This window comes from Dactylosporangium sp. NPDC005555 (assembly GCF_040605635.1).
GTDB lineage: Bacteria > Actinomycetota > Actinomycetes > Mycobacteriales > Micromonosporaceae > Dactylosporangium.
On record NZ_JBEXDG010000021.1, the window covers coordinates 13,804 to 38,049 of the forward strand.

At 69.0% G+C, this 24,246-nt stretch carries 27 protein-coding genes and 1 pseudogene; 19 read left to right on the forward strand and 9 right to left on the reverse strand.

All coding sequences use genetic code 11. From position 1 onward, the window contains the following. Nucleotides 1–16 precede the first annotated feature (16 nt). Nucleotides 17–1,303, forward strand: a complete 1,287-nt coding sequence (locus tag ABZS58_RS23820; protein ID WP_354784873.1) for an alpha/beta hydrolase-fold protein — start codon at nucleotides 17–19, stop codon at nucleotides 1,301–1,303. 83 nt (nucleotides 1,304–1,386) lie between these two features. Here the strand turns inward: ABZS58_RS23820 and ABZS58_RS23825 are convergent, their stop codons facing one another. The 4 genes from ABZS58_RS23825 to ABZS58_RS23840 all read right to left on the reverse strand — a co-directional run bounded on the left by ABZS58_RS23825 (nucleotide 1,387) and on the right by ABZS58_RS23840 (nucleotide 4,661). Further along, complete coding sequence (locus tag ABZS58_RS23825) at nucleotides 1,387–2,748, reverse strand: WD40 repeat domain-containing protein (protein WP_354784875.1); 1,362 nt, start codon at nucleotides 2,746–2,748, stop codon at nucleotides 1,387–1,389. A 126-nt stretch (nucleotides 2,749–2,874) separates the two neighbouring features. After that, nucleotides 2,875–3,504 (reverse strand): hypothetical protein, encoded by a 630-nt coding sequence (locus ABZS58_RS23830; protein WP_354784877.1) that lies wholly within the window; start codon nucleotides 3,502–3,504, stop codon nucleotides 2,875–2,877. Next, a complete protein-coding gene (locus ABZS58_RS23835; protein ID WP_354784879.1) occupies nucleotides 3,501–4,070 on the reverse strand; it encodes a sigma-70 family RNA polymerase sigma factor in 570 nt (189 codons plus the stop codon). Before ABZS58_RS23835 ends, ABZS58_RS23830 begins: the two co-directional genes overlap by 4 nt. 273 nt (nucleotides 4,071–4,343) lie before the next feature. After that, a complete protein-coding gene (locus ABZS58_RS23840) occupies nucleotides 4,344–4,661 on the reverse strand; it encodes a hypothetical protein (RefSeq protein WP_354784881.1) in 318 nt (105 codons plus the stop codon). 521 nt (nucleotides 4,662–5,182) lie between these two features. Here ABZS58_RS23840 and ABZS58_RS23845 point away from each other — a divergent pair. The 9 genes from ABZS58_RS23845 to ABZS58_RS23885 all read left to right on the forward strand — a co-directional run bounded on the left by ABZS58_RS23845 (nucleotide 5,183) and on the right by ABZS58_RS23885 (nucleotide 12,230). Next, a complete protein-coding gene (locus tag ABZS58_RS23845) occupies nucleotides 5,183–6,532 on the forward strand; it encodes an XRE family transcriptional regulator (RefSeq protein ID WP_354784883.1) in 1,350 nt (449 codons plus the stop codon). After that, nucleotides 6,529–7,209 (forward strand): 2'-5' RNA ligase family protein, encoded by a 681-nt coding sequence (locus ABZS58_RS23850; RefSeq protein ID WP_354784885.1) that lies wholly within the window; start codon nucleotides 6,529–6,531, stop codon nucleotides 7,207–7,209. Before ABZS58_RS23845 ends, ABZS58_RS23850 begins: the two co-directional genes overlap by 4 nt. Nucleotides 7,210–7,342: 133 nt before the next feature. Beyond that, on the forward strand, nucleotides 7,343–7,450 hold the full coding sequence (locus tag ABZS58_RS23855; protein ID WP_354785151.1) for an SAM-dependent methyltransferase: 108 nt from the start codon (nucleotides 7,343–7,345) through the stop codon (nucleotides 7,448–7,450). Between the two features lie 37 nt (nucleotides 7,451–7,487). Next, the gene (locus ABZS58_RS23860; protein WP_354784887.1) at nucleotides 7,488–7,676 is read left to right on the forward strand and encodes an SAM-dependent methyltransferase; all 189 of its coding nucleotides are present in this window, start codon (nucleotides 7,488–7,490) and stop codon (nucleotides 7,674–7,676) included. A gap of 308 nt (nucleotides 7,677–7,984) precedes the next feature. Beyond that, nucleotides 7,985–8,926 carry a class I SAM-dependent methyltransferase gene (locus ABZS58_RS23865; RefSeq protein WP_354784889.1) on the forward strand — a complete coding sequence of 314 codons (942 nt, stop codon included), beginning with the start codon at nucleotides 7,985–7,987 and terminating at the stop codon, nucleotides 8,924–8,926. Then, nucleotides 8,923–9,855, forward strand: a complete 933-nt coding sequence (locus tag ABZS58_RS23870; RefSeq protein ID WP_354784891.1) for a hypothetical protein — start codon at nucleotides 8,923–8,925, stop codon at nucleotides 9,853–9,855. Before ABZS58_RS23865 ends, ABZS58_RS23870 begins: the two co-directional genes overlap by 4 nt. A gap of 11 nt (nucleotides 9,856–9,866) precedes the next feature. Then, a complete protein-coding gene (locus tag ABZS58_RS23875; protein ID WP_354784893.1) occupies nucleotides 9,867–10,403 on the forward strand; it encodes a hypothetical protein in 537 nt (178 codons plus the stop codon). Beyond that, nucleotides 10,400–11,596: an NUDIX domain-containing protein gene (locus ABZS58_RS23880; protein ID WP_354784895.1), complete on the forward strand. Its 1,197-nt coding sequence runs from the start codon at nucleotides 10,400–10,402 to the stop codon at nucleotides 11,594–11,596. Before ABZS58_RS23875 ends, ABZS58_RS23880 begins: the two co-directional genes overlap by 4 nt. A gap of 7 nt (nucleotides 11,597–11,603) precedes the next feature. Continuing rightward, nucleotides 11,604–12,230 (forward strand): hypothetical protein, encoded by a 627-nt coding sequence (locus ABZS58_RS23885; protein WP_354784897.1) that lies wholly within the window; start codon nucleotides 11,604–11,606, stop codon nucleotides 12,228–12,230. Between the two features lie 533 nt (nucleotides 12,231–12,763). Here ABZS58_RS23885 and ABZS58_RS23890 read toward each other — a convergent pair. Continuing rightward, on the reverse strand, nucleotides 12,764–13,744 hold the full coding sequence (locus ABZS58_RS23890; protein ID WP_354784899.1) for a YafY family protein: 981 nt from the start codon (nucleotides 13,742–13,744) through the stop codon (nucleotides 12,764–12,766). A gap of 212 nt (nucleotides 13,745–13,956) precedes the next feature. On the opposite strand from ABZS58_RS23890, the gene ABZS58_RS23895 reads away from it, so the two are divergent. Further along, nucleotides 13,957–14,418, forward strand: a complete 462-nt coding sequence (locus ABZS58_RS23895; RefSeq protein WP_354784901.1) for a VOC family protein — start codon at nucleotides 13,957–13,959, stop codon at nucleotides 14,416–14,418. A 75-nt stretch (nucleotides 14,419–14,493) separates the two neighbouring features. Beyond that, a complete protein-coding gene (locus tag ABZS58_RS23900) occupies nucleotides 14,494–15,534 on the forward strand; it encodes an aldo/keto reductase (RefSeq protein WP_354784903.1) in 1,041 nt (346 codons plus the stop codon). A 53-nt stretch (nucleotides 15,535–15,587) separates the two neighbouring features. Here the strand turns inward: ABZS58_RS23900 and ABZS58_RS23905 are convergent, their stop codons facing one another. Both ABZS58_RS23905 and ABZS58_RS23910 read right to left on the reverse strand, forming a co-directional pair. Beyond that, the gene (locus ABZS58_RS23905; protein WP_354784905.1) at nucleotides 15,588–16,283 is read right to left on the reverse strand and encodes an ABC transporter ATP-binding protein; all 696 of its coding nucleotides are present in this window, start codon (nucleotides 16,281–16,283) and stop codon (nucleotides 15,588–15,590) included. Continuing rightward, nucleotides 16,280–17,440, reverse strand: coding sequence for an ABC transporter permease (locus ABZS58_RS23910; protein WP_354784907.1), 1,161 nt, complete (start codon nucleotides 17,438–17,440; stop codon nucleotides 16,280–16,282). The genes ABZS58_RS23905 and ABZS58_RS23910 overlap by 4 nt, the downstream gene beginning before the upstream one ends. Before the next feature lie 77 nt (nucleotides 17,441–17,517). Between ABZS58_RS23910 and ABZS58_RS23915 the strand changes: the two genes are divergently transcribed. The 6 genes and pseudogenes from ABZS58_RS23915 (at nucleotide 17,518) to ABZS58_RS23940 (ending at nucleotide 21,961) form a co-directional block, all read left to right on the forward strand. Further along, complete coding sequence (locus ABZS58_RS23915; protein WP_354784909.1) at nucleotides 17,518–18,720, forward strand: sensor histidine kinase; 1,203 nt, start codon at nucleotides 17,518–17,520, stop codon at nucleotides 18,718–18,720. Continuing rightward, nucleotides 18,717–19,355, forward strand: a complete 639-nt coding sequence (locus ABZS58_RS23920; RefSeq protein ID WP_354784911.1) for a response regulator transcription factor — start codon at nucleotides 18,717–18,719, stop codon at nucleotides 19,353–19,355. Before ABZS58_RS23915 ends, ABZS58_RS23920 begins: the two co-directional genes overlap by 4 nt. A gap of 302 nt (nucleotides 19,356–19,657) precedes the next feature. After that, complete coding sequence (locus tag ABZS58_RS23925) at nucleotides 19,658–20,080, forward strand: TraR/DksA family transcriptional regulator (RefSeq protein WP_354784913.1); 423 nt, start codon at nucleotides 19,658–19,660, stop codon at nucleotides 20,078–20,080. A gap of 667 nt (nucleotides 20,081–20,747) precedes the next feature. After that, nucleotides 20,748–21,314 carry a hypothetical protein gene (locus tag ABZS58_RS23930; protein WP_354785167.1) on the forward strand — a complete coding sequence of 189 codons (567 nt, stop codon included), beginning with the start codon at nucleotides 20,748–20,750 and terminating at the stop codon, nucleotides 21,312–21,314. A 1-nt stretch (nucleotide 21,315) separates the two neighbouring features. After that, nucleotides 21,316–21,483 (forward strand): annotated as a pseudogene (locus ABZS58_RS23935) (citrate/2-methylcitrate synthase); the annotation flags it as partial. Nucleotides 21,484–21,742: 259 nt separating this feature from the next. Then, on the forward strand, nucleotides 21,743–21,961 hold the full coding sequence (locus tag ABZS58_RS23940; protein ID WP_354784914.1) for a hypothetical protein: 219 nt from the start codon (nucleotides 21,743–21,745) through the stop codon (nucleotides 21,959–21,961). A gap of 61 nt (nucleotides 21,962–22,022) precedes the next feature. Here the strand turns inward: ABZS58_RS23940 and ABZS58_RS23945 are convergent, their stop codons facing one another. Both ABZS58_RS23945 and ABZS58_RS23950 read right to left on the reverse strand, forming a co-directional pair. Next, nucleotides 22,023–22,295 carry a potassium transporter TrkA gene (locus ABZS58_RS23945; RefSeq protein WP_354784916.1) on the reverse strand — a complete coding sequence of 91 codons (273 nt, stop codon included), beginning with the start codon at nucleotides 22,293–22,295 and terminating at the stop codon, nucleotides 22,023–22,025. 235 nt (nucleotides 22,296–22,530) lie between these two features. After that, complete coding sequence (locus ABZS58_RS23950) at nucleotides 22,531–22,737, reverse strand: hypothetical protein (RefSeq protein ID WP_354784918.1); 207 nt, start codon at nucleotides 22,735–22,737, stop codon at nucleotides 22,531–22,533. Nucleotides 22,738–23,027: 290 nt separating this feature from the next. Here ABZS58_RS23950 and ABZS58_RS23955 point away from each other — a divergent pair, with 290 nt between their 5' ends. After that, on the forward strand, nucleotides 23,028–24,245 hold the full coding sequence (locus ABZS58_RS23955) for a hypothetical protein (RefSeq protein ID WP_354784920.1): 1,218 nt from the start codon (nucleotides 23,028–23,030) through the stop codon (nucleotides 24,243–24,245). Nucleotide 24,246: the final 1 nt, after the last annotated feature.

Here is a 24,246-nt window from a genome sequence, read left to right on the forward strand (position 1 = left end):
CACCCTCACCGCGACAGTGATCGTGGTGCTCCTGGCCGCCGTCTTCGCCGCGTATGCCGGGCTGTTCGACGACGTGCCGCTGCTCAACCCCACCGTCGCTCACGCCGTCGAACTGCTCGCCCTGGCCGGCCTGATCGGCTCCTGGATCCGTCGGGACCGGCGATGGCTGCTGCGTACCCTGCCGCTGCTGCTGGCGTCGGCGACGGCCCTCACCGCGGCGACCGTCGTGCTGCTGCGGCTGACCGAGACGGTCCGCGACCGCTACCCGCCGATGTTCGACCTGTGGTTCGCCGCGATCGTGGCAGCCGTCCTCGGCATACCCCTCGCGCTATCGCGCCCCGGGGCCATCCGCCGGATCACCGCCGTCGCCGCAGTCCCGTTGACACTCGCCGGCGGACTCCTGTTCGCCAACCAGATCTATGCCGTGTGGCCGAACGTGGGAGACCTTCTCGACCACACCGGCGCACTGAGCGGCGGCAACCTCGAACAGACGCTCCGCGGCCCGTCGCCGGACGCCCGCGCCGAGGGCGTGCTCGGCGCGTTCGACATGCCGGCCACCGCCTCACACTTCGCGCACCGGCCAGGCTACGTCTACCTCCCACCCGCCTACTTCACCGCGCCCCGGCCGGACCTGCCCGTCCTGCTCGTCCTCGCCGGCGTGCCCGGCTGGACCAGCCAATGGCCGGAGGCCGGCCAGGCCGTGACCACCGACGCCACCTACGCCGCCGAGCACCACGGCGTCGCCCCGGTACTCGTCTTCGCCGACCAGAACGGCGCGACGAACCGCGACACCGAATGCGTCGACGGCCAAAAGGGCAACGCCGAAACCTTCCTCACCGTCGACATCCCGGCATTCGTCACCGCGACACTGCACCTCGGCCACGACCCCGACACGTGGGGCGTCGTCGGCTTCTCCGAGGGCGGCACCTGCGCGGCCGATCTCGTGATCGCCCACCCCGACGTCTACCGCCACCTCATCGACCTCGGCGGCGAGCCCCGGCCCACCCTCCGCAACGCCCAGACGACACTCCAGCTGTACAACGGCTCGGTCACCGACGAGCAAGCCCATGATCCAGCCCGGCTGCTCGCCACGCACCACTACGACGGGGTCACCGCATGGTTCGCCGCGGGTGTCGACGATCCCCGAGGCATCGCCACCGCTCGAGAGCTTGCCCGCTCTGCGGCGACCGCCGGCATCACGTCACACGAGTTCACCGGAATCGGCGGACACAACTGGCGCTTCGCCAGCACAGCCTTCGCCCGCGTCCTACCACCACTCGGAAGCGATCTCGGCATCCGGTAACGATCACGCTGCTGCCCACTCGCGGAGCTCGCTCGGGCCTGCTGTCCGCACGCGTCGGCATGCGTCGGCGAGCGCCAGCCGACCTACCGGTCTGGAGCCGGCCAGGGGCGGATGACCAGGCTGCCGTCGGGTTCGCCGAGGACGAGCATGGTGTGGCCGGCGTCGGCGTAGACGGCGCAAGCGGTCTGCGGCAACAGGTCGCGGGGCTCGACCCCGGTCTCCAGGTCACAGCGGACCGCGATGAGGTCTCCATGCGCGTCGTCCGGGTTCTCGCCGAGGATCAGGGCGGCGGGCCGGCCCGCCGGGTCAACGAACACCTGCAGCACGTCGGCGCGGGCGAGGACCGGCAGCGGCGCCCGCAGGACGTCGCCGGTGTGCGGGTCCCACTGGTGCAGCAGGCCGGAGTCGCAGCAGCCGGCCAGGATCTGCCGGCCGTCGGCGCGGATGAGCACGGCCAGGCCGGCGAGGGTCTTCGCGGCGGTACGCCACGGTGCGCCGATCGGCGTGCCGCCGGCCCCGTCCCAGCGGCGCAGTTCGCCGGTCTCGTCGCCGGAGATGATCGTGACGCCGCCGTCGGGGCTGGTGACGGTGGTGATCGCCCGCAACGGCAGGGAGTGGCCGGTCAGGGCCGGGCCGAGGCGTTCGCCGGTCGCCGCGTCCCAGCGGTGCACCCCGCCGTCGTCGCCGGCGCCCGCCGCCAGGACCCGACCGTCCGGCAGCCGGGCGACCGCCACGTCGTACAGGTCCACCGGGTCGGCACCCGGCGGCAGGACCTCGCCGGTGGTCAGGTCCAGGCGCTCGAGGCCTTCGTCGGTGGCGGCGAGCAGCAGGGTACGGCCGTCCGGCAGCGCGGCACCCGCCAGCCGCATCGCGCGCACGTACCAGGGACGGTCCGGGTCGTCGACCCGCGCGCCGGTGCGCGCGTCGACGCAGCGCACCCGGTGACCGGCGAGGGTGGCGAGCAGGATCCGGCCGTCGGCGGCGTGCACGACGGAGACGTACTGCGCGGGCTGCCCGTGCGGGAACACAGGCTCACCGGACACGGCACCGCTGCGCGCGTCGAACCGGTGGACCGCGCCCTCGGCATCCGCGACCAGCACGAGCGGAGCGTCGCCGCCGGTGACGCCGAGGTGCGTGACCCGCGGCCCGGCGAACGGCAGCAGCAGACCGGTCGGACGGGCGCCGGCCGCCAGGTCCCACACGGATACGGTGTGCCCGTCGACGCACGTCGCGGCGATCGCGCCGGCCGCCGCCAGCAGCGGAGGCGCACCGGCCGCCAGCCCCGGCTCGATCGGCAGCGGAACCGGCGCGTCCCCGGGCCCGGTCGCAGCCTCCCACCAGTGCGCCTCGCCGCGCCGGCCGACGGATACGACGTACCAGCTCCGCTTGAACGGCACGGTCAGCAGCGCCCGCACAGGCGACGGGGTCACGGCCGGGATACGCACCCCGCAAGCTTGGCAGAGCCGCCGGACCGGCGACCAGGCAGTGCCTGGCACGAGAACCTGGCCGAGGTGCACCACTTCGCGTCCGGGACAGAACTCTTGATCAGACGCTCACCTGCGTCGTGCATGTCACCGCCGGGGCGGGTCCGGGATCGCCATGCAGGCCGGCACGGTGCGGACGACTGCGGGGACTGCGATCGTGGTGCGGCCTCCGCGGTCGTCGCGCATGGCGTACCCGAAGGCCAGGGTATCGGCCGCCGGGATCTTGTCGGGCCGGATCGTGATGACCACGCCTGCGTCCTGGACCTGATAGGAGACCGGATAGCGGTCCAGTTCCGCGGGAGTCGCAGTGGTGAGAAACGGAAACAGCGGATCGATGTCGAGCGGTGTCCCGCACTGATCGGCTGGGATCATCCGCATGACGACCGTCCGCGCACCGGCCCGCGCGAGTTCGGCGTTGAGCTTCTTCGTATCCTTCAGGCGAGCGGCGCGGAACGCGACGGCAATCGACCCGTCGGCGTGTTTGTCCACTGTGTACGCCACGGCCGGTTCGGCGATGAAGAACGCGGTACCGGCGGCGGCCACGGCTGCAGTGGCCACGGCGACGGCGAGCCGGCGACGTCCATGCCGACGGGGCGACGCCTGCGGCGCGGCGAGGACCCGTTCGAGCAGGGCCCGCGCTTGCGGGTCGCGCGGATCGGCGTCGGTCATCGTGAGGGCGGGGTCGGCCGCGCGTAGGCGGTCCAGGGTGTGGTTCATGGGCTGGTGCTCCCTTCGGGAACGATGGATGGCCGGGTGCGCCGGGCCGTCGAGGCGTGCTGTTCGTCCGTTGCCAGCAACCGTTGGGCGAATCGCCGCCGCGCCCGGTGCAGCCGCACCTTGAGGGCGGTGCGAGTGCAGTGCAGGACGAGTGCCGCCTCGGCCACGTCCAGCCCTTCCCACTCGATCAGCCGCAGGACCTCCTGGTCGGCCGGGGACAGCTCGGCGAGCACCGCACGGACGCGGATCTGCTCGTCGACCCGCGCGGCATGGTCCGCCACGTGGACGTCGCCGCCGGCAGCCGCCTTGGCGGTCAGTCGTTCCAGCCGCGTACGCCCTCGCAGCTCGTTGGCGATGACCTGCCGGGCGGTGGCGTAGAGCCAGGCCCGGGCGTGGTCGGCCGGCAGCTCGCCGAACCGGCGCCAGGCAGTGAGGAACGTGCCGGCGACGATGTCGCCCGCCGCGTCGGCGCCTACCCGACGTGTCGCGAAACGCGTCAACTCCGCGTAGTGCGCCTCGAACAGCTCCTCGAAGCGCCTTCTCGCGGCCGCGTCGTCTGGTTCCATACCTGGGAATGTCCACCTGGAGCCGTCTGGTTACCGGTCATACCGTAACTTCACGCGATCATGGATCCGCTGAGCTCCACCGGCGGCGGTAGCTGACCCATCCTGTTCGCCCGCGCCACATGGACCTCGCGCCGTCGAACCCGGCCCGGTGCTGCGGGTGACGAGAACTACCGACACCACGTCTCGACGAATAACTCCCTGGTTCCGAATACAAGCACTTCGCCAGTTGATCAGCGCACCCACAGGTCGGTCGCCAAGCAGCAGCACGACCCGCTACAGCAGGTTGGCCACAGCCTGCATCAGTGCAGCGGCCGAGTCCTGCCGCAACAGGAACGTCCGGTCGTCCACCGGCTCGGCCAGATACCACGGCACCACAACGGGCAGCTCCACCGCCGTCAGCTCGATGCTCTCGTCGGTACCGTCCGCTTCAGCGAACCGGTGAATGAAGAGCCCGATCGTCGGCTCGCTGGTCTGGACCACCAGCGGCTCCGAGCGATGCCACCGCTCATACCGGTCGCTACTGTCCCCGTCGACGCCGTAAGCGGTGCACGCCGCACGCGTGCACCAGTCCGGGTGCTCCTGCAGTACCAACTCGAACTCCCCCTGCCGCGAGATTTGTGGAACGGAGCGCTCTACCCGACCTGGGAGCATTTGCGGTCGCTGGCCCCGAGCAAGCCGAAGCCCCGGCCCATCCCCGCCGCCGCAGATGCCGGCCTGCCGAACCCGACAGACAACCGCTGCTCCGTGCTCATCGCCGTCGTCCTCCCATTGGTCAACATCGCCGCAACCACGAAGGCAAGCGGGCATATCTCATCAGCACGCGTCACTGCCTAAGCGCGCAAACGATCGAACTTCGCAACCGGCGCCCTAGACTGTTCGCCACTCACAGCCAACGCAGGAGCGGCGAACAGTGCTCCAAGGTGCCAGCGAATTCCGAACGATTACACGTTCGGATGTCAGCGGCAGCAGTCAACAGACTGTCGCCGATACGCCTGCCAAGGCCACCGCGGCGGCAGGACTATTGCCTGCCATAAACCTGACCTCTGCCTGCCATTTCCAGACATATCTCTGGGATATCGCACACCGGGCCGTACATCCCGTACGGTGATCCCATGGCTTCGCCCCAGTACAGGACGCTGCTCGAACAGCTCGTTCGGGAAAGTCTCCGTACGATGGAAGAGACCTGCTCTGCGTTTGAGGCCAAGGCACGCGAACTAGGTGAGCAGGCAACACTTTCCCCACGGCAACTGGCCCGCTGGATGGGCGGAGACGTGAGCCTGCCACGCCCGGTCGCCCAGAGGATGGCAAGGGCGTTCTGGGGGCACACGTTCCAGGAACTGCTCGGCGCACCGGAAGCGGCCGGTCGTCACGAGAACCATGCGTCATCCATCGTTCCAGCCAATGTTCAGGTCGTCGTGTTGACCGACGACGGCGACAGTAGCCACCCAAGCGATCCGGAACATCACGAGTTTGAATCTGTTGATGCTATCGACCATCGACGGCTTACCGCCTCGGAGTCCAATGTCGACAATGCGATGCTCTCGTACATCGACACCATGATTCACGACGTCATCGGCACTTACGAACAGCGATCACCGCTTCAGCTCGAACCTCAGATCCGCGCGCTACGCGCGCGGGTTCACGACCTGATCGGAGGCCGTCAGCCGCCGCGCCAACGATGGCGGCTCTACACTGCCGCTGCCCAAATCTCCGGCATCCATGGAGTTCTGGCACTGGATCTCGGCGAACTCGTACTCGCCGAGCGATACGGCGCTGAGGCATACGCATTCGCCGAGGCGGTGCATGACCCAGATCTCTACGCATGGGTGAGGGCTGGACAAAGCCTCATCGCTTACTATTCAGGGAAGTATCACGACGCCGTAGCCTTCGCACGCGACGGCTACACGCGGAGTCCCCGGGGTCCTCAAGCAGTCCGCCTCGCGGTCAACGGTGAAGCCCGAGCGCTTGCGCGGCTCGGTGACGGACCAGGCGTGGATGATGCTGTGGGACGAGGGCTTGCGGTCCTTGAGTGTGCCCGCGGAGACACAGTCAGCCCGAGTATGTCGCTGAGCTCATATTGCAGTGCCCGGGCAGCAGCAAACGCGGCTACTGCCTACCTGGTTCTTGGTCGCCACAGCGACGCTCGGAGCCATGCACAGCTATCCCTGACAGCGTTCGATCGGGCGGAGTTGCACGGTCCCCGAGCACTCAGTCGGCTCGACCTCGCCACGGCGGAACTTCAACGGCCGCGGGGAGATCTCGACCTGGACTATGCCTGTTCGGTCGCTGTCGAGGCACTTACCTTGTCCGGCGGTTACACCTACGAATCGGTCGCGCTCCGGGCAATGGAGTTCCTCAACACCGCCGAACCGTGGTCAGGCAACGCCGCCGTCCGTGACGTCGCCGGACTCGTTGAGCAGCTCAGCCGACGGAAGCTGCCCGCCATACCATCTACGCCATGACCGCACCGGAGCGAGACAACTTCAACCAGCGCTGGCAGGCGTACCAGGCCCTCGAAGCCCTGCGAACCCACTGGTACTGGCGCCCGGGCTGGCGCGACGAACGCGCCTTCTACACATGGCACATCACTTTTGAAGGACAAGACGCTCTCGCCGAGCTCGTCACTGCTGTGCAGCACCACCTACGGCTTCCAGAACTCGACCTCGTCCCGCTCGAAGGGCTCCATCTCACTACGCAAGGCGTGGGATTCACCGATGAAGTGTCCGACGAAGACCTGGCGGCCATCATCGCTGCGGTGACCTCTGAATGCGGTCGGCTGCCGCCTTTCAACCTCGGCCTTGGCCCAGTCGATCCCGACGCTGAGGGCGTCGGACTTCTTATCCAGCCTTGGCAGCCGGCAAGGGCCCTCCGCACCGCGATCCGGGCTGGCATCGGCACGGTGTGGTCCAACGTGCCCGAACCGGCGGAAGGATTCCGACCTCATGTAACCGTCGCCTACAGCGGAGCGGACGTTCCGGTCCACACAGCAGTCGCCGCGATCGCTCCACTAAGGAACATACCGCCAGCCATCGCGCGAATTGCGGAGGTTCAACTCATCGCGCTGCGTCGGTCTGGCCGCACATACTTGTGGGACGTCATCCACACCGCACCGCTTGGCTCCCATAGATCGGCCGAATGAGCGGCCCGTTGTAGCCCGGCAATCAACCGCTCTAACCCAGGAACGCAACGTGATCGATCAATATCGGCTCACCCAAAACCCGAAATATCTTTAAGGCCTCTGGTCACCGAATGTCCACGACGTCGCCCAAGCCATCGATCCGGAAGCACGGGTCGTCTACGTCGACAACGACCCACTCGTCATAGTCCACGCCCTCCTCACCAGCCCCATCTCGAACAGCACCCGCATATATCGAAGCTGACCTACGCAACCCCGACATCATCCTCGATAGTCCCGAATTGCAGGAGGTCCTCGACTTCACCCAGCCCGTCGCGCTGCTGCTCGTCGCCGTCCTGCACTTTGTCGACGACGACCCGCTCGCCTATCAGGCGGTGGGTCGGCTGATCGCCGCACTCCCGCCAGGCAGTTTCGTCGCGGTCAAACATGCACCTTCGACCCGCTCCCGGACACCGTGCGCGTCAGATTGACGGGCTGGCCGGTCCGGACGCCGGCCACGGTCCATTCCGCCCCCGCGACCGCGCGGGCATCACCAAGTTCCTGGCCGCGACCGAGCTGCTGGGCCCCGGTCTCGTGTCAATCGTGGACTGGCACGCAGGTGACCATCCGTGTCCCGAAGCGATTGCGGCCGAGGCCGTCGCGTACGACGCGGTTGGTCGACTGCCCGCGAGGATCTGTCCCCGACCGGTCGAGGGAGGTGCCGCGGGCCTCTGCGCCGAACCGATTTGAGGCGCGTCGCACCCCCCTACCACCCGCCCGTCACAGGAAGGAGAAGCTCATGCTCCGAGATCTGCCGCATATCGAATACCATCGCAGCGTTGTTGCATGGCTACGGAGAGGTTTCACACTTGATTGGATCGGTCGGCATCCCCGACGCAGCATCGCACTCCTGGAATGCGGTGAACATGGGATGGCCGATGCCTTGACGCTAGATCCACAGCTCTTGGCGATCGGATACGGACCGATGATCCGCGCGTTGAACGAGGTGCACTACGCCGGCGAGACCGGCTTCTACCGGAACGCGCCGCTGCGCCGGTGCGAGGACCGGCTGTTCGCCCGGCTCAGTGCTGGGAGCCGGATCCTCGACGTGGGTTGTGGTGCCGGCCGGGTCACGCGGGCAGTCGCCGCACAGGGCGGGAACATCACCGGCGTCGACGTAAACCTGCCCGCCCTAACGGCTGCTCGCGTAGCGGCCCCGCAGGTCGGGTTCGTCCACGCCAGCATGACCGATCTGCCGTTCGCGGACGGGAGCTTCGAGCAGGTCTGGTGCTTGCGGTTCTCGTTCAACGCGCTGCCGACGCCCGACGAGCGCCTTGCGACGCTGCGGGAGTTGTGGCGGATCTGCGCGCCTGGCGGAACCGTGCTGGTCGAGGCGTTCAATTGGTACTTCCGAGGCCGGTTCGGGCTGGTCCGCGCCGCGAATCTGCTGGAGCGACTTGCTCGCTCCGCGCGCCGCTGGGGTGGCAGCAGGTCGCTGCCGCTGCCGGCACGCGACATCCTGTACCTGGCGAACAAAGCCAACGGCGCCGCGCCCGGCTACGCACACCTGACCACTGCGCGGGAACTTCACCAGCTCGTCACCGCGTGCGGGCTGGATGCGTACGCGACCGTCACCAGCGAACTCGATCTGCTTGCCGGCTCCCGAGCCCCGGTCCGCGCACGGCACGGGGCGTACTCGATGTGGCTGGTGCTGACCAAACCGACCGTGGCGCGATCATGAAGCGGATCCATGTCGGCGGGTTCGTCGTTGATGTCGACGTGGATGGCGGTGTCGTCGCTGACTTCGTCGACCGGATCGCCGACTCCGGCGGAGTCGACCGGCCGACCCATCGATTGATCGTGCGGCGCACGGGCCGTGCGCGCCTCGTCATCGACGCTGAGCGGCGGCTGGTCAGCTTGACGCTGCCGCCCGACGCTGCAGGCCCCACGATCCTGATCGGTGTGTTGCAGGCCGTCATCCGCGGTGTCGCCTACCTGGAACGATCGGCGGGTACTCGGGCACTGCTGCACGGCAGTGCGTTCACGTTGCGCAGCGGTGCGGGAGTCGCCGTCCTCGATGGAGGTCTCGGCCAGGGCAAGACTTCCCTGGCGTTGGCGATGGCCCGCCAGCACGGCCATCTCCTGGTGGACGAGTTCGCGTTCGCCAGCACCGCGGCCCGTGACGTGGTCCTGTCGGCGGCGCCCACACTGCCATGGCACGTCCGGACCGACATGGCGCCGTACGCCGCCCCCTCGTCCAGCACGAACCCGCTGCGGTTCCCGCGCGAGTTGCAGGCGATCGTGGCAACGGCACCAGGCGATGCGCCGCTCCGGCTGATCCTGATCCCCGACGAGGAACTGTCAGCCGGGCGGATCACGCCGGTCGACGCGGACCAGGCCCGGGTGCTGTTGCGCTGTGCCGTTGCCGACCACCTCGCCAAACTCGCCGATCCGGGCCTCGACCATGTCTCGATCTTCGCAGGCATCGAGCAGGTGGTTGATCCGGCTGGACGTCCACTCGCTGAGCTGCCTGTACCCGTCGAAGAGCGGAACATCCTGTTGCAGCGGCTCGCGTCGCTCCCCACGTACCGGGTCGGGGTCGGCGCACCCGCCGACCTGCCGGCGAGTGTCGCTGCCGCCAGCGTCGCGGTCGAGAGTGTGGCGACATGAATCGGCTGCCGTTGCTGCTGCTCGCCGGAACCAGCGAGTCCGGCAAGTCGACCGCAGGCGCGCATCTCGCGTCCCGCGGCGTGTACCGGGTGAAGATCCGGACGATCCTGACCGCGCTCACCTCCGGCGTACCGGTCGTCCACGAGGGCGTGCCCATGCGCGAAGGCTTTGACCACACCGAGTTCGTCGACCGGCTGCTCGGCCTCGACGTCCCTAACTGCCGTCGGGCGGCGCTCGTCGAAAGCTTCATCGACACAAGTCTCGCTGAGACCACGAGGCGCGCCTGGCCGGTGCGATGCTGGATCGTCTTCATCACCGCCACACGAGCGACCAGGCTACGACGGATCGCCGCCGATCGGCATCTCGACACCGACCAGGCCCAGAGCATCCTGGACGCCAAAGACGCCCGGAAAAGGGTCACCGAACAGCTCGACCGATGGCGCCTCATCGCCGACCGCTGGATCGATAACGACGCCAGCCGGGACGACTACCTCATCCACCTCGACCTCATCCTCGACCAGCTGACCCGCCACGAAGGACCCCAATGACCCGCCTGTACGCCTCCGCCGGCGCCGTCGTCGCCACCGCCGTCACCGACCCACGGCTGCTGCTGCTCGACCAGATTCGTGTCAACGGCGAGCGACAGACCGTGGCTCCGAAGGGCCGCCTCGAACCCGGCGAGGCGCCTCTGGCCGCGGCCCTGCGCGAAGTCACCGAGGAAGCCGGCCTGACCGGGCTCCGCTACGCCGGTTACCTCGGCCGCGAGCAATACCAGTTCACCGACCGCGACTCCACCCCAGCGATCAAAACCGTCGACTGGTTCCTGCTCACCGCCGACAACACCACAACCACCGCGCACACCGGGGAAGGGTTCACCGAGGCGCGGTGGCACACCCCGGCGGACGCCGCAGCAGCAGCCAGCCATCCCGGCTTCATCCCGTTCCTGGAGCGTGCGGCCGCCATCGCCGCTTGGCGCAGCGACGGTCCGCTACCGTTCAGCATCACGCTCGACCGCGCCGTCCGCGACATCGCCGCCGCCGCGCAGCCGCTCCTTGACTCGCATCCCGGAGCCGGTCTGGCCGTCTGCGGATCCGCCGCCCGCGGCGACTTCATCGAAGGCTGGAGCGACATCGACCTCATCGCCTACGGCTTGCCCCACAGCCCCGACCTCACCGCCACCTTGACCGCACTCGTCGGCGAAACCGCCACCCGCCTCGCCGCGCCGATCTCGCTGCACGTCGCCGACTCCGTCGGCCGGCGCATCCCCGCCGCCGGGCCGCTCTACGACATCAAACTGCACACCGCGCTCCGCCGAATCGGCATCGACGTCGCGGTCATCGCCGGCGCCGCACCCGCTACCCAGCCCTCGCCAGCCGCACATGAGACGCTCGCCGCGCTCGCCGCGCTGCACGCATTCGCGGCCGATCGCGGCGCCCAACCTGCCACCGACACCCCCGGCCGCCGAGACCGGGCACGGCGCATCCTGTCCGTGACCTGCAGCGCCGCCCGCATCGTCGCCCTCACCACCGACGAAAAGGCCGATCTTCGTCTACCAGCGCTCGTCGACGTCCTCGACCGGCACCAACCCGGCGCAGCTATTCAACCGCTGCTGCGCGACTACGACACCTTCCGGCGAGCCGGCGCCCCCGACCTCGACACCGCAGAGCACCTCGCCGACCACGCCGCTGACGCCATCGACGACCTCATCCGTCGACTCCACGCTCCCAAAGCAGCTCTGTGAGCCGACAATGGTGGTCATCTACGTCGATGGTGTCGACGGCACGGGCAAATCCACCCTGATCGGCCAACTCGTCCGCCACTACCCTGCCCACCTCGCGATCACCGCTCCGCCGCTGTGGAGGTACCTGCCTTCCGTCCCGACACCTCAGGCGTTCCCGACCTGGGTCACCACGACACCGGCCAACGACATCGCCGCCGAGCTGCTGTCGGCGCAACGCAACCGAATCAACGATCTCCATGCGCTGGGCGACCATTGTCAAATCGTTCTCGTCGACCGAGGTCCACGAACCGTCGAAGCCTCCGCACGAGCCCACCTCGCCACCAAGCCGCCACCCGAGCTGTCCGAAGCGACCGCCGACCTCATCGCCGAACTCCACACCGCGGCGCGCCGCCTCTCCGCCGTACACCCATGTCTGTCCATCGAACTCGCAACGACGTCCTACGACGAAATCATCCATCGCCTGACCATCACAGAACGCCACGACGCCGCCTACCTGCGCTACCTCCGCGCATTCCTACACGAGTTCCAGAGCAGTGCATCCACCAGTGACCCTGCACCGCTCGTCCTCCGTGCCGACGCACACCTGCACCAGAACGTCACCGTCGCATTGAGGGCCGTCCAAGCCCTTGCTTGACCAAACACACATCGCGGGCGATTGCCGCCCACCCGACCAGGAAGCATCGTCAGTCAGATGCCGAATCAGCCCAACCAGCGACCGGCCAGTACACCCGCTCGATCAACGGACCATCCCGAGCATCCGCGGAGCGCACCAAGCGCATCGACGGCCGCTCGCCGGCCTGCGGGGACCATCCCCGCGTCCGCGGGGAGCACGCACCTTCGTACACGCGCGCGAATGTGGTGCACGGACCATCCCCGCGTCCGCGGGGAGCACCCGCCGTACCGATCGGCTCCACGTCGCCCACACGGACCATCCCCGCGTCCGCGGGGAGCACTCGCCGAGCTCGCCGTTCACGCCGTGCGGGTGCGGACCATCCCCGCGCACGCGGGCGTGTTCCCGAGTCCCACTGGCGGCACACGCCCGAAGCTGCCTGCTCCCCGCGCACGCGGGGGTGTTCCGTCGTCGGCGGCCGTGCCGACGCTCGCACCCGGCGAAAACCCCTCGAGTAGGTGCCGTAACAGCACGAACAAGCCAGCCCTCTGTTTCTGTCACCCAGCGTTCTGAGTTGTGATTCTGGTGATTCTGCGGGCGAGGTGCGCGAAAGCGTTGGTCAGTTCGACGGGGCTGACGACTTCGATGTCGGCGTCGTAGCGGGCGATGGCAGCCGCGAGGCTGACCCAGGACCATGATCCGAGCGTGAGGCGGCAACGGTCGGGGCCGGCTTCTTCCACGAGGCCGTCGCGGGTGTAGAGGGCCACTGTGGCGGCGGGCAGGTGGAGGATCACCGTGCCCTGGCAGGGCCAGGCCCCGTTGTCGGACCCGCGGAACTTGCCGACGACGTAGGCGGCGACGTCTCCGCCGGGGAGTTCGCGCGTAGTGAAGCGTGGCCCGTTGGGGGTGCGCAGGGTGATCCGGTCGGCGCGGAAGGTGCGCCAGTCGTTGCGGTCGAGATCCCATGCGATGAGGTACCAGCGGCCGTCCCAGGTGATGACGTGGTGGGGTTCGACGCGGCGCGGGGGCGTGTCCGCGCTTTCGGGGCCGTAGTCGAAACGGAGGATCTCGCGGGCGTGGACCGCGGCGCTGAGAGCCAGCAGCACGTCGCCGTCGACCGGGGTGGCCGGTCGGGTGGTGGGCCGTTCGACAGCGGTGACCCGCAGCGCCTCGATGCGGCGGCGGAGCCGGGCGGGCATGACCTGGCGGATGGTGTTCAACGCCCGGGCGGCCGCCTCCGCGAGGCCGTCGCCGGAGGCCGGGGTGGTGGCGGCGATCTGCAGGGCGATGGTCAGGGCGATGGCCTGCTCGTCGTCGAACAGCAGTGGCGGCAGTTCGGTGCCGGCGTTGAGGCGGTAGCCGCCGTCCGGGCCCTTGACCGCCGCGATGGGATAGCCGAGCTCGCGCAGCCGGTCGACGTCGCGGCGCACGGTACGCAGGCTGATGTCGAGCCGGTCGGCGAGCAGTGTGCCGGGCCAGTCCCGGCGTGCCTGCAGCAGCGACAACAGGGCCAGTAGTCGCGCGGAAGTCTTCGGCATGAGCCTGATTCTCCCGGAAGTAGGTGACGCATCCTGGCACCTACCCCTGCGAACCTTGGACTCACGCCGGACAGCACGGCAACCCACGACGACGGAGTCGACACATGGTCGACGTTCTGGACGGCAGCGCGCGGAGCTGCCGATCCAGCGTCCACGTCCCTCTACCTGCGTACCGGGCGAAACGCTCGAAATATCAAGAAGGAGTCATCGTCATGACGATCACCACCACCACGCACCTGAACTTCCGCGGCGACGCCCGTCAGGCGCTCGAGTTCTACCAGTCCGTGTTCGGCGGGCACCTCACGGTCGTGGCGTACGGCGACTTCGGCATGCCGAAGGAACTGCCCGATGCCGGCAAGGTCGTCTTCGGGCAGCTCACCGCCGAGACCGGCTTCAGCATCGCGGCGTACGACGCGCCCAGCCAGTCTCCGGCCGCCGCGGCGCCGACCGTCACCACCCGGGAGAACGGCCTGACGCTGACCGGCGAGCGGTTCTTCGTCGCCGTCGGCGGTGAGACCGCCGAGGAGGTCAGTGCGCTGTGGGACAAGCTCTCCGACGGCGCGGAGATCGTCGAGAAGTTCGGCCCGGCGCCGTTCGCCCCTGGCTTCGGCATGCTGACCGACCGTTTCGGCGTGACCTGGATCCTCCAGGTCACCGCCGCCTACAACGGCTAACCTTCGATCTGGTCCGAGGCGGCCTCACGAGGCCGTCTCGGGCTTCCGCCCCCGTTTGATGAAGGAACAGCAGACATGCGCATGCGTCCCCTGGGCCGCACCGGCATTCAGGTCAGCCCCTACTGCCTGGGCACCATGATGTTCGGCCCGTACGGCAACCCCGACCCCGACGACTGCGTCAGGATCATCCACAAGGCACTCGACGCCGGCGTCAACTTCATCGACACCGCCGACGTCTACGGCGGTGACGGCGAGACCGAGCGAACCGTGGGCAGGGCGCTACGGGGCCGGCGCGACGACGTCGTGCTCGCTACCAAGTTCAACGGGCCGATGGGCGCCGACCCCAACCAGCGCGGCAGCTCCCGCCGGTACGTCATCACCGCCGTCGAGGCGTCGTTGCGGCGCCTCGGCGTCGACCACATCGACCTCTACCAGGTGCATCACCCCGACCCGGGCACCGACATCGAGGAAACCCTCGCCGCCCTGACCGACCTGATGCGGGCCGGCAAGATCCGCGCGATCGGCCACTCCAGCCTGCCCGCCGCGGAGATCGTCGAGGCGCAGTGGGTCTCCGAGCGGCGCGGGCTGGCCCGCTTCCGCACCGAACAACCGCCGTACTCCATCTTGAACCGCGGCATCGAACGCGAGGTCCTTCCGGTCTGTGAACGCTACGGGCTGGGCACGCTGGTCTGGAGCCCATTGGCGATGGGCCTGCTCACCGGCCGTCACCGCAAGGGCGGCACCGATCAGGTCTCCAATGCCCGCATGCACTGGGTGCCCAGGCACATGACCGACGAGAACAAGCTCGACGCCGTCGAACAGCTCCTCCCGATCGCCGAGCAGGCGGGCCTGCCGCTCACCCATCTCGCCATGGCCTTCGCGATCACCCATCCCGCGGTCACCTCGGCGATCATCGGCCCGCGGACCATGGCGCAGCTCGACGACCTGCTCGCCGGTGCCGGTACGACCCTCGACGACTCGGTTCTCGACGAGATCGACAAGGTCGTCCCGCCCGGCGTCGACCTGGGCCCACTCGACGTCTCGTACGTGCCACCCGCGCTCACGCAGCCCGACCTACGCCGCCGCCGTCATGGCGACCGCGCCGCGACAGCGTGACAGACGCAGATAGAGACGAAGACCGAGCCGCGGACGCAGCCAGCGTCGCCATTTCAGGAAGCGGCTGCGAGGTCGGTTCCTGGGATCAAGAGGCGGCCGTCGTGGACCTCGGTGATCTGGTCGGCGGCGGTGAGGTGGGCGCGGTCGTGGGTGACCAGGACGGTGGCGGTGGCTCGCTGGTGGGTGAGTCGGGTGATCAGGTCGATGATCGTGGCGCCGCGTTCGTGGTCGAGGGCGCTGGTGGGTTCATCGACCAGTAGGACGGTGGGGTCGTTCATGAGGGCCCTGGCGATGTTGACGCGTTGGCGCTGGCCGCCGGAGAGCTGGTGTGGGCGCCGGTCGGCCTGGGCGGCCATGCCGACGGCGTCGAGCAGGTCGAGGGTGCGGCGGCGGGCGGTCGCCGGGCGGCGTCCGTCGATGACGGCCATGACCTGCAGTTGTTCGGCAGCGGTGAGCGCGGGTAGCAGGTTGGGTTGCTGGAAGACGATGCCGATGCTGCGGCGGCGCAGAGCGGCTTGGTCGCGACGGCTGAGGTCGGTGACGGTGGTGCCGTCGATGGTCACGGTGCCGCTGTCCGGGGTGACGAGGGTGGCGGCGACGGCGAGCAGGCTGGATTTGCCGGAGCCTGACGGGCCGACGACGGCGGTGAGGGTGCCGCGGGGAACGTCGAGGCTGACGTGGTCGAGGGCGGTCAGGCGGGTGTCGCCGTCGGGGTAGGTGAGGGTGACGTCTTGCAGGTGCAGGGTCATCGGGCGCTCCCGAGGGCGGTCAGCGGGTCGACGGAGGTGATGCGGCGGATGGACAGGGCTGCGCCGAGCACGCCGAGCCCGATCATGATCGAGGCGGGCACGAGCATGGTGGCGGGGCTGAGGAGGAACGGCACGGTGGTGCCGGCGACGAGAGCGCCGGCAGCGGCGGCGAGGGCGGTGCCGGTCAGGGTGCCGGCAGTGAGCAGGACGGCGGCTTGTCCGAGGGCGTCGCGCAGCAGGCCGGCGGTGGAGGCGCCGAGGGCTTTGAGGACGGCGACGTCGCCGCTGCGCTGCATGGTCCAGACGGTGAAGAAGGCACCGATGACCAGGGCGGAGATGGCGAACAGGAAGCCGCGCATCAGTTGCAGGGAGCCGTTCTCGGAGGTGTAGGAGCCGATCGCGGACAGCGAGTCGTCGCGGGTGACGGTGCGGGTGCCGGCCGTCTGGTCGCCGGCGGCGATGTCGGCTCCGCTGGTGGTGGTCAAGACGATCACGGTCGCGGTCGCCCGGTCTGGGTCGCTGGTGGGTGGGGTGGTCTGGCGCCAGGTGGTGAGGCTGGTCCAGACGACTGGGGTGTGGCTGAAGGAGGCGTCGCCGTGGACGGCGGCGACGGTCAGGCTCCGCCCGGCGAGGGTGACGGAGTCACCGGCGTCGAGTCCGAGGTCAGCGGCGGCGGTGGTGGACAGCACCACGGATCGGTCGTCGATGCGGTCTGCGGCGGGGGCGAGCGTGGAGCGGGGTTGAACGCCGAACACCGACACGGCGACGGTGGTGCCGCCGGTGGTGGCGCGGGTGATGCTGATGCCGAGTGGTTCGGCGCTGGTGACCCCGGGTGTGCGGGTCCAGTGCTGCCATTGCTGTGCGGTGACGGTGGAGTTGGCGTAGGACAGGTCCTGCCCCGCCGAGGGGGCGTTGAAGGCGATCCGGTCGGCGGGCAGGCCGGTGATCGCGGAGATGTTCTGTTGCCCGAGTCCGGCTGTCAGCCCGGACAGCAGCCCGACGAGCAGGGTGATCAGCACGATGACGGCGCCCATCAGGGCGAAGCGGCCTCTGGCGAACTTCAGGTCGCGCCATGCGACGAACACGGTGTGGTACGCCCTTTCCTTCGGCGTGATCTGGCGACTTCCACGGTCGCCGCCGACCGGGGGTTCGGGCATCTGCCGCAAGACCGGATGCGGCTTGCATCTTTTGACAGAGGCCCGCCGGGCGTGGCTCTCCGTACGCTGGACAGATCATGTCTTCGACCGCGTCCCACCTGCCGCGCCCGGCCCGTGGCCTGTTGTGGTGCCTGCATCTGCTCCTCGTCGGGCTGCTGATGCTGGTCAGTGGCCGGGCGGTCGCCGGCGGCGGCGCGCACGTCTGGCTGGTGGTCGCGGTGGCGGGTGTGCTCGCGCTGACCTATGGCGGCGGGGTGTGGTTCGGGCGTGTTCGCGCGTCGCGCCGGGCGGGCAGGGTGTGGCTGGCCGCGGTCGTCGCGGTGTGGCTGGTCCTGCTGGCCCTGTCCGCGGACGGGGTATGGGTGGCTTTTCCGCTGTACTTCCTGCAGCTGCACCTGCTGCCGCGCCGAGCCGGTGTGGCCGCGGTGCTGGGCACCGCGATCGTGGCGATCACCGGTTTCGCCGCCCACGCCGGGGCGCTCACGCTGGCCATCGCGGTCGGGCCGATACTCGGCGCGGCCGTCGCGGTCGCGGTGGTGCGGGGCTACCAGGCCCTGTACCGGGAGAGCGAACGGCGTCGGCAGCTGATCGAGGAGCTCACCGCCACTCGCGCGGATCTGGCCGCAGCCCAGCACGCCGCGGGGATGCTGGCCGAGCGGGAACGGCTGGCCCGCGAGATCCACGACACCCTGGCGCAGGGGCTGTCGAGCATCCAGCTGCTGCTGCGGGCCGCCGAACGTGCGCTGCCCGACACCGCGTCAACGGCCGCTCGGCACGTCGCGCAGGCTCGGCAGGCCGCCGTCGACAACCTCGCCGAGGCCCGCCGCTTCGTCGCCGCGCTCGCCCCACCCGCGCTGGACGACGCCGGCCTGGTCGAAGCCCTCGAGCAGCTGTGCGCCACCACGACCGCACGGCACCGGATCACCGCCCGCTTGCACCGCACGGGCGAGCCGGTGCCGCTGTCCTCCGCGACCGAGATCGCGCTGCTGCGCATCGCCCAGTCCGCCCTGTCCAACGTCGTCCGGCACGCCGGCGCCGACACCGTGGACGTCACCCTCAGCTACCTCGGCGACCAGGTCGCCCTGGACATCGTCGATGACGGCACCGGCTTCGGCCCCGCCCAGCTCGCCGCCACGGAGCCGAGCAACGGCGGATTCGGGCTCGCAGCTATGCGCGCCCGCGCCCACGCGCTCGGCGGCACCCTCACCATCGAGGCCACCGGCGGGCATGGCACCGCGCTGGCCGTTCAGGTACCCACCGGCGCCGGGACCAACGCATGACCGCCGCCGCGACGATCCGCCTGCTGATCGCCGACGACCACCCGATCGTGCGGGCAGGCCTGCGTGCCGTACTGGAGACCGAACCCGATCTGACGGTGGTGGCCGAGGCCGCCACCGCCGAGCAGGCCGTCACCCGCGCCGCGGGCGGTGACATCGACGTTGTCCTCATGGACCTGCAATTCAGAGGCGGCATGACCGGCGCCGAAGCCACCGCCGCGATCACCGCACACCCTGGCGCACCCCGCGTGGTGATCGTGACGACCTACGACACCGACGCCGACACCCTGCCCGCCATCGCCGCCGGCGCCACCGCCTACCTGCTCAAAGACGCCCCACCGGAAGAGCTGGCCGCCGCCGTGCGCACCGCCGCGGCCGGCCGCACCACCCTCGCCCCCGCCATCGCGGACCGGCTGATGAACCGCCTGCGCCAACCCGATACCGCACTGACCCGCCGCGAGACCGAGGTCCTCACCCTGGTCGCCCAGGGCCTGTCCAACCGGGCGATCGGCGCCCGCCTGCACCTGACCGAAGGCACCGTCAAGTCGCATCTGGCCCGCATCTACCTCAAGCTCGGCGTCGACTCCCGCACCTCCGCGGTCGCCACGGCCACCACCCTCGGCCTCATCCGTCGCTGACCGGCCCTGTTCGCGACGCCGGCGGTAACAGGCATAGCCGACCAACTCGGCCGTCGGCACCGAGCTGTGGGAGCTGAAGGCTCGCTTGCTCAACGCTGCCCGGCACGCAGCAGGTTGAGCCATGGTGGTCTCCGCGCACTTCTCGGCCTATGGTGGGCGGATGTATCCGGTCGGCACACAGGCCCGCACCGTCGTCAGCATGCTGCCGACGGTGGTCGCCGGCTGCCGTGCGGCATGGTGCGCGCCGCAGTTCCGTGCTGCTGCCGTCCGCGTGGAGTTGCCCAGCCCACCGCAGTCCGGTCGTGGTCCTCCTCGTGGTCGTCATTCCGTTGCGGGTAACGACCACCAGGGCGAAGCTTCACAGCTTCGGCCCTTTTTTGTTTGTAAAGAGAGTGGGCATGATGAGCAGGGATACACGCATTGCGGCCGACCAACACTGGATCGAAGAGCTGCGGATGACGCTCGTCGAACAGTTCGAAACGCAGACCGCCAGGCTGACGCAGCTCACTGCGGACACCGGCGACCCGTCCGAGGCGCACACGCAGGCGGCGCTGCGGGCCAACGTCCGGCAGCAACTGGACCAGATCACCGGCGCGCTGGGGCGGATCGCGCAGGGCCGCTACGGCAACTGCGACAAGTGCGGCGTGCCGATTCCGCAGGAGCGCCTGCAGCTGCTGCCCCACGCCCGCTTCTGCATGCCCTGCCAGCAACGGCACAGCAGCTGACAGACCGCCGGGCTGCCGTGCGGTCAACACCGCACGGCGGCCTGTCGGCGGCAGTCGGGCGACGACCGGCTGCCGTACGGTGTCGAACCGTGCAGGCTGACCTGAGCGTCGGACGCCAAGCTTCATGACCTGGCTCCGCGCCGCCCTGCCCGTGTCGCGACGATGCCAAGCGGACGCCGCCCCGTCGCGCACTTCGGTCTGGATCGGCCGCGCCGCCGGCCCCACGATGTCGGTCGAGTGCGTGTGTGTGGACGCCCGATCGCGGTGCGGGTGACGATGAACGTGCGCCAGCAAGCTCGGTACGCCCACGTACGGTCGCCGGTCGTCGTGGAGTGAGTAAACCCGGACTGATTGACTTGTTTCAACCGCTTTGGTCATGTTGCAGATATGGGTCTGCGTGGAAGCCCGGGATTGCTGGGCGAGCACGACTTCCGGCAGTTGTTCGTCGCTGACACGATCAGCCAGTTGGGCAGCCAGATCAGTGTGTTGGCGTTGCCTTTGGTCGCCGTGGTTGCGCTGGACGCCTCCAACTTCGAGGTGGGTGCACTGACCGCCTGCGGCATGATGGCGTTCCTGCTGATCGGCCTACCTGTTCGGCGATCAGCTGCTACGCGCGATCGCGCTGTCCATCTCGTCGTACAACCTTCTGTCCGGGATCCGGAGCGCGATGCTCATTGTGCTGCTGGCCGGAGTCCTGCATCTCCCCGCCGGGACGATCGGCGTGTTCTTCTCGATCGCCTCCGTGGGAGCACTGATCGGCGCGCTGACCGCCAGACGGGTCGCCGCGCGAATCGGGCAAGGCCCGGCGATCTGGATCCCGGTCGCGGTGACCGCGCCGCTGCAACTGGTGATTCCAGCGGCCCAGCCCGGGTGGCTGCTGTGGGCAGCGGCCGCCGCGTCATTCGTCATCTACTGCTGCGTCTCGGTCAACAACATCACCCAGGTCAGCTTCCGCCAAGGCATCACCCCGGAACACCTGTTGGGCCGGATGAACGCCACCATGCGCTTCCTCGTCTGGGGCACCGCCCCGCTCGGCGCTCTCATCGGCGGTGTCCTCGGCCAGCTCCTCGACGCCAGGACAGCACTGTGGATCGCCGCCGCAGCAGGGCTGCTGCCGGTATTGCCTCTGCTCTTCTCACCGCTGCGAACCATGCGCACGCTCCCGGCCCAGCCTGAACGGGAACCAAAGCCTACGTCGCCGTCCCACGCCGCCAGTTCCGACGCTGCCGGATAGGAAGCCCGATCCGCTGCTGGACCTGGCGGTGCAGCCCGAGGAGAGCTTTCTGTCCGACGCTTACTTCGTCTCCGGGAAGCTGTACCCGAACGTCGACTTCTACACCGGCCTCATCTACAAGGCGATGGGCTTCCCGACCGCAATGTTCACCCCCATCTTCGCGCTCGGCGCCGGCTCCGGGCGTCAGCAGAGGCTGTCCCGTACCTGCGAAGAAGCTGGTGGGAGCGCTGATGCTCCTCAGCCGACCTGGCGACGGCCGATGCTCAAGGTCGGGTAGCTCAAGGACATCGGTAAGGCGCCGTCAAAAAGCTCCACGCCCTGAGCGGTGCATACCCCCTCAAAAGCTCACAACGGACCGGAAGGAGGAGGCGTCGGAGCATGTGGATGACGGTGCGGATGTGTCGGTAGAGCGTGGGACCATCCCAGACATGACGGCGGCGGACGCGACGCACATCGTCATCGCCCTGTTCAGCGGCGGTGGCGTGTGGCTGCTCGGTCGGGAGATCGCCAAGCAGTGGGGTGAGACGAGACGTGAGCGGATCCGCCAGGATGCGGAGACACAGCGGCTGACGATCGTGCACGTGTTGCCTCTGCCGGGAGCAGTCAGCCAGCCGAGCACCTCTGAAGATCAGCCCAGAGCCGCCTGAGTCGACGGTCATCGGTCCCGTGCGGCATCCGCTCGTCGCAGTTGGCTGCCCAGCTCGGAGCCTACGAGTCACGTCGGCAGGAACATCCGGCGCTGGTCTGCTCGGTGACGGTGACGTCCACGACATGGAGCTCATCCAGGAGCCGGGCAAGTATGAGCGCCTCGTTGCGGGTCAAGGTGAGGCTGCACATGCGGTCCGGATCGGTCGTGACTCCATGGACCAGTTCGCGACGGTCGCCGGTGTGGTGGGTGACCACCCCGACGCGACGGCCGCTCGCAGTGGTGAAGATGTGCTGCAGCCCGATGCCGGGCAGCGGCGTCAGCTCGACGTCCATCGGTGCTCCGTAGTGGGTCGTGAAACGAGAATGGCGGACAGCGGTTGGACTTGCCCACGCTGAAGGGTGACGGTGCGCACGATGCGGCACGTCAAGTGCTCTGTGATCCTGCCGCTGGTGCCGCATCGCCACGATGGCGCGCGAACCTCGGTCACCGGATCGGCGCCCGGTCCTGCGCGGCGACCCGATCAACGACAGCGGTATGAGCACGACTGTCGTCGCGGCGGCTGACAGGTCAGGCGACCATCGAGAGCGTCGGCGGAGCCCGGTCGGCAGACCACGCCGGCACACAACCCGGTATGGCACGCCGTGCCAGCCGGAAGACGATGCACAGACCCACGGCACGCGTAGCGGTCAGCACCGCTACGAGCACGGCCAGCACGAACCACGTCGCGAGCGGCCTGCGCTGCTCGACGGGGCCGGAAGCCTGGCGGGTGTGCATGGGGGTCACCATAGCCGCCCGGCTGGCAGGTGGCCACCGCCGGTCCGACGCATCGTGCTCCCGGTCATCCGCCGTCGGGACGGCGGGCCGGCAGCAGCGACGACGGTTCTGCTCCGGGCCGCAACGCGCCACGCCGCAGCCTGGTCGCGCGTATCTTCAGCGGGCTTTCAGGAAGGTCGGCCTACGTTTCCACCGAATTCTGTGGGGTCGACGTGTGCGGCCAGTCCTGGAGGAGAGTTGTGTCCGTTACCGCCGACAGGCTGGTGAGTTCGCGCGGGTGGCTGACCAAGGTGCCTGCGATTACCGCCACCTTCTGGGTCATCAAGGTCCTGTCCACCACGATCGGGGAGACGTTCGCGGATTATCTGGCCGTGAATGTCGGTCTCGGTCCTCTGGTGACCGACGCGGTCATGTTCGTGCTGCTGGCGGCCGCGCTGGTCGTGCAGTTCCGCACCCGTCGCTACACGCCGTGGATCTACTGGCTCTGCGTGGTGCTGGTGAGCATCTTCGGCACCCAGGTCACCGACTTCTTCACCGACACCCTGGGTGTGCCGCTCGCCGTCAGTACCGTCGTGTTCTCGGTCCTCCTCGCTGTGGTGTTCGCGGTCTGGTACCGGCAGGAGCGCACCCTCGCCATCGCTTCGATCAATACGCCGCGCCGCGAGGGCTTCTACTGGGCGGCGATCCTGACCACGTTCGCGCTCGGGACCGCCGCCGGTGACTTCGCCACCGAGGCGCTCAACCTCGGCTTCCGCAACGGTGCGCTGCTGTTCGGCGGGCTGATCCTGGTCACCTGGATCGCGTTGCGTCTCGGCGCCGGCCAGGTGCTGACGTTCTGGATCGCCTACGTGCTCACCCGGCCGCTCGGCGCGTCGCTCGGCGACCTGCTCACCCAGGACAAGGACCTCGGCGGCCTCGCGCTGGGCGCGAGTGCCACCAGCCTGCTGTTCCTGGCGGCCATTGTCGTGCTCGTCGTCCGCGAACAGGTGCTGGTCAGCCGTCACGGTGTCGTCGACAAGGGCGCCGGGCCGCGCGGTGGCCACCGCTGGGACTACGCCTGGGCCGGTGCCGCCGCTCTTGCCGTTGCCGTTGCCGGTTTCGGGCTCAGCGTGGCGTACGGCTCCCAGCCGGCCGCCGGCACCCAGGCCGACGTCGCGCAGAACACGGTCACGGCGGGCGCTTCGGGCTCCTCCACGGCGGCCCGTCCGGTGCACCCGACGACCAAGCTGGGGAATCTCAGCAAATTCGCGGTGATCGTGGCCGACGTCAAGGCCAAGGTCACCGGCAACGACCTGGTGGCTGCAAAGACCCGCGTCAAGGACCTCGAGGTGGCCTGGGACGACGCCGAAGCCGGGCTCAAGCCACGCGACGCCACCAAGTGGCACCAGGTCGACGACCAGGTCGACGCCGTGCTCACAGCCCTGCGCGCGGCGCATCCCGCCCAGGCGGACTGCGCATCCGCTGCCGCCGAACTGATGAACACGCTGAACACGTTCGACGGGGTCTGAC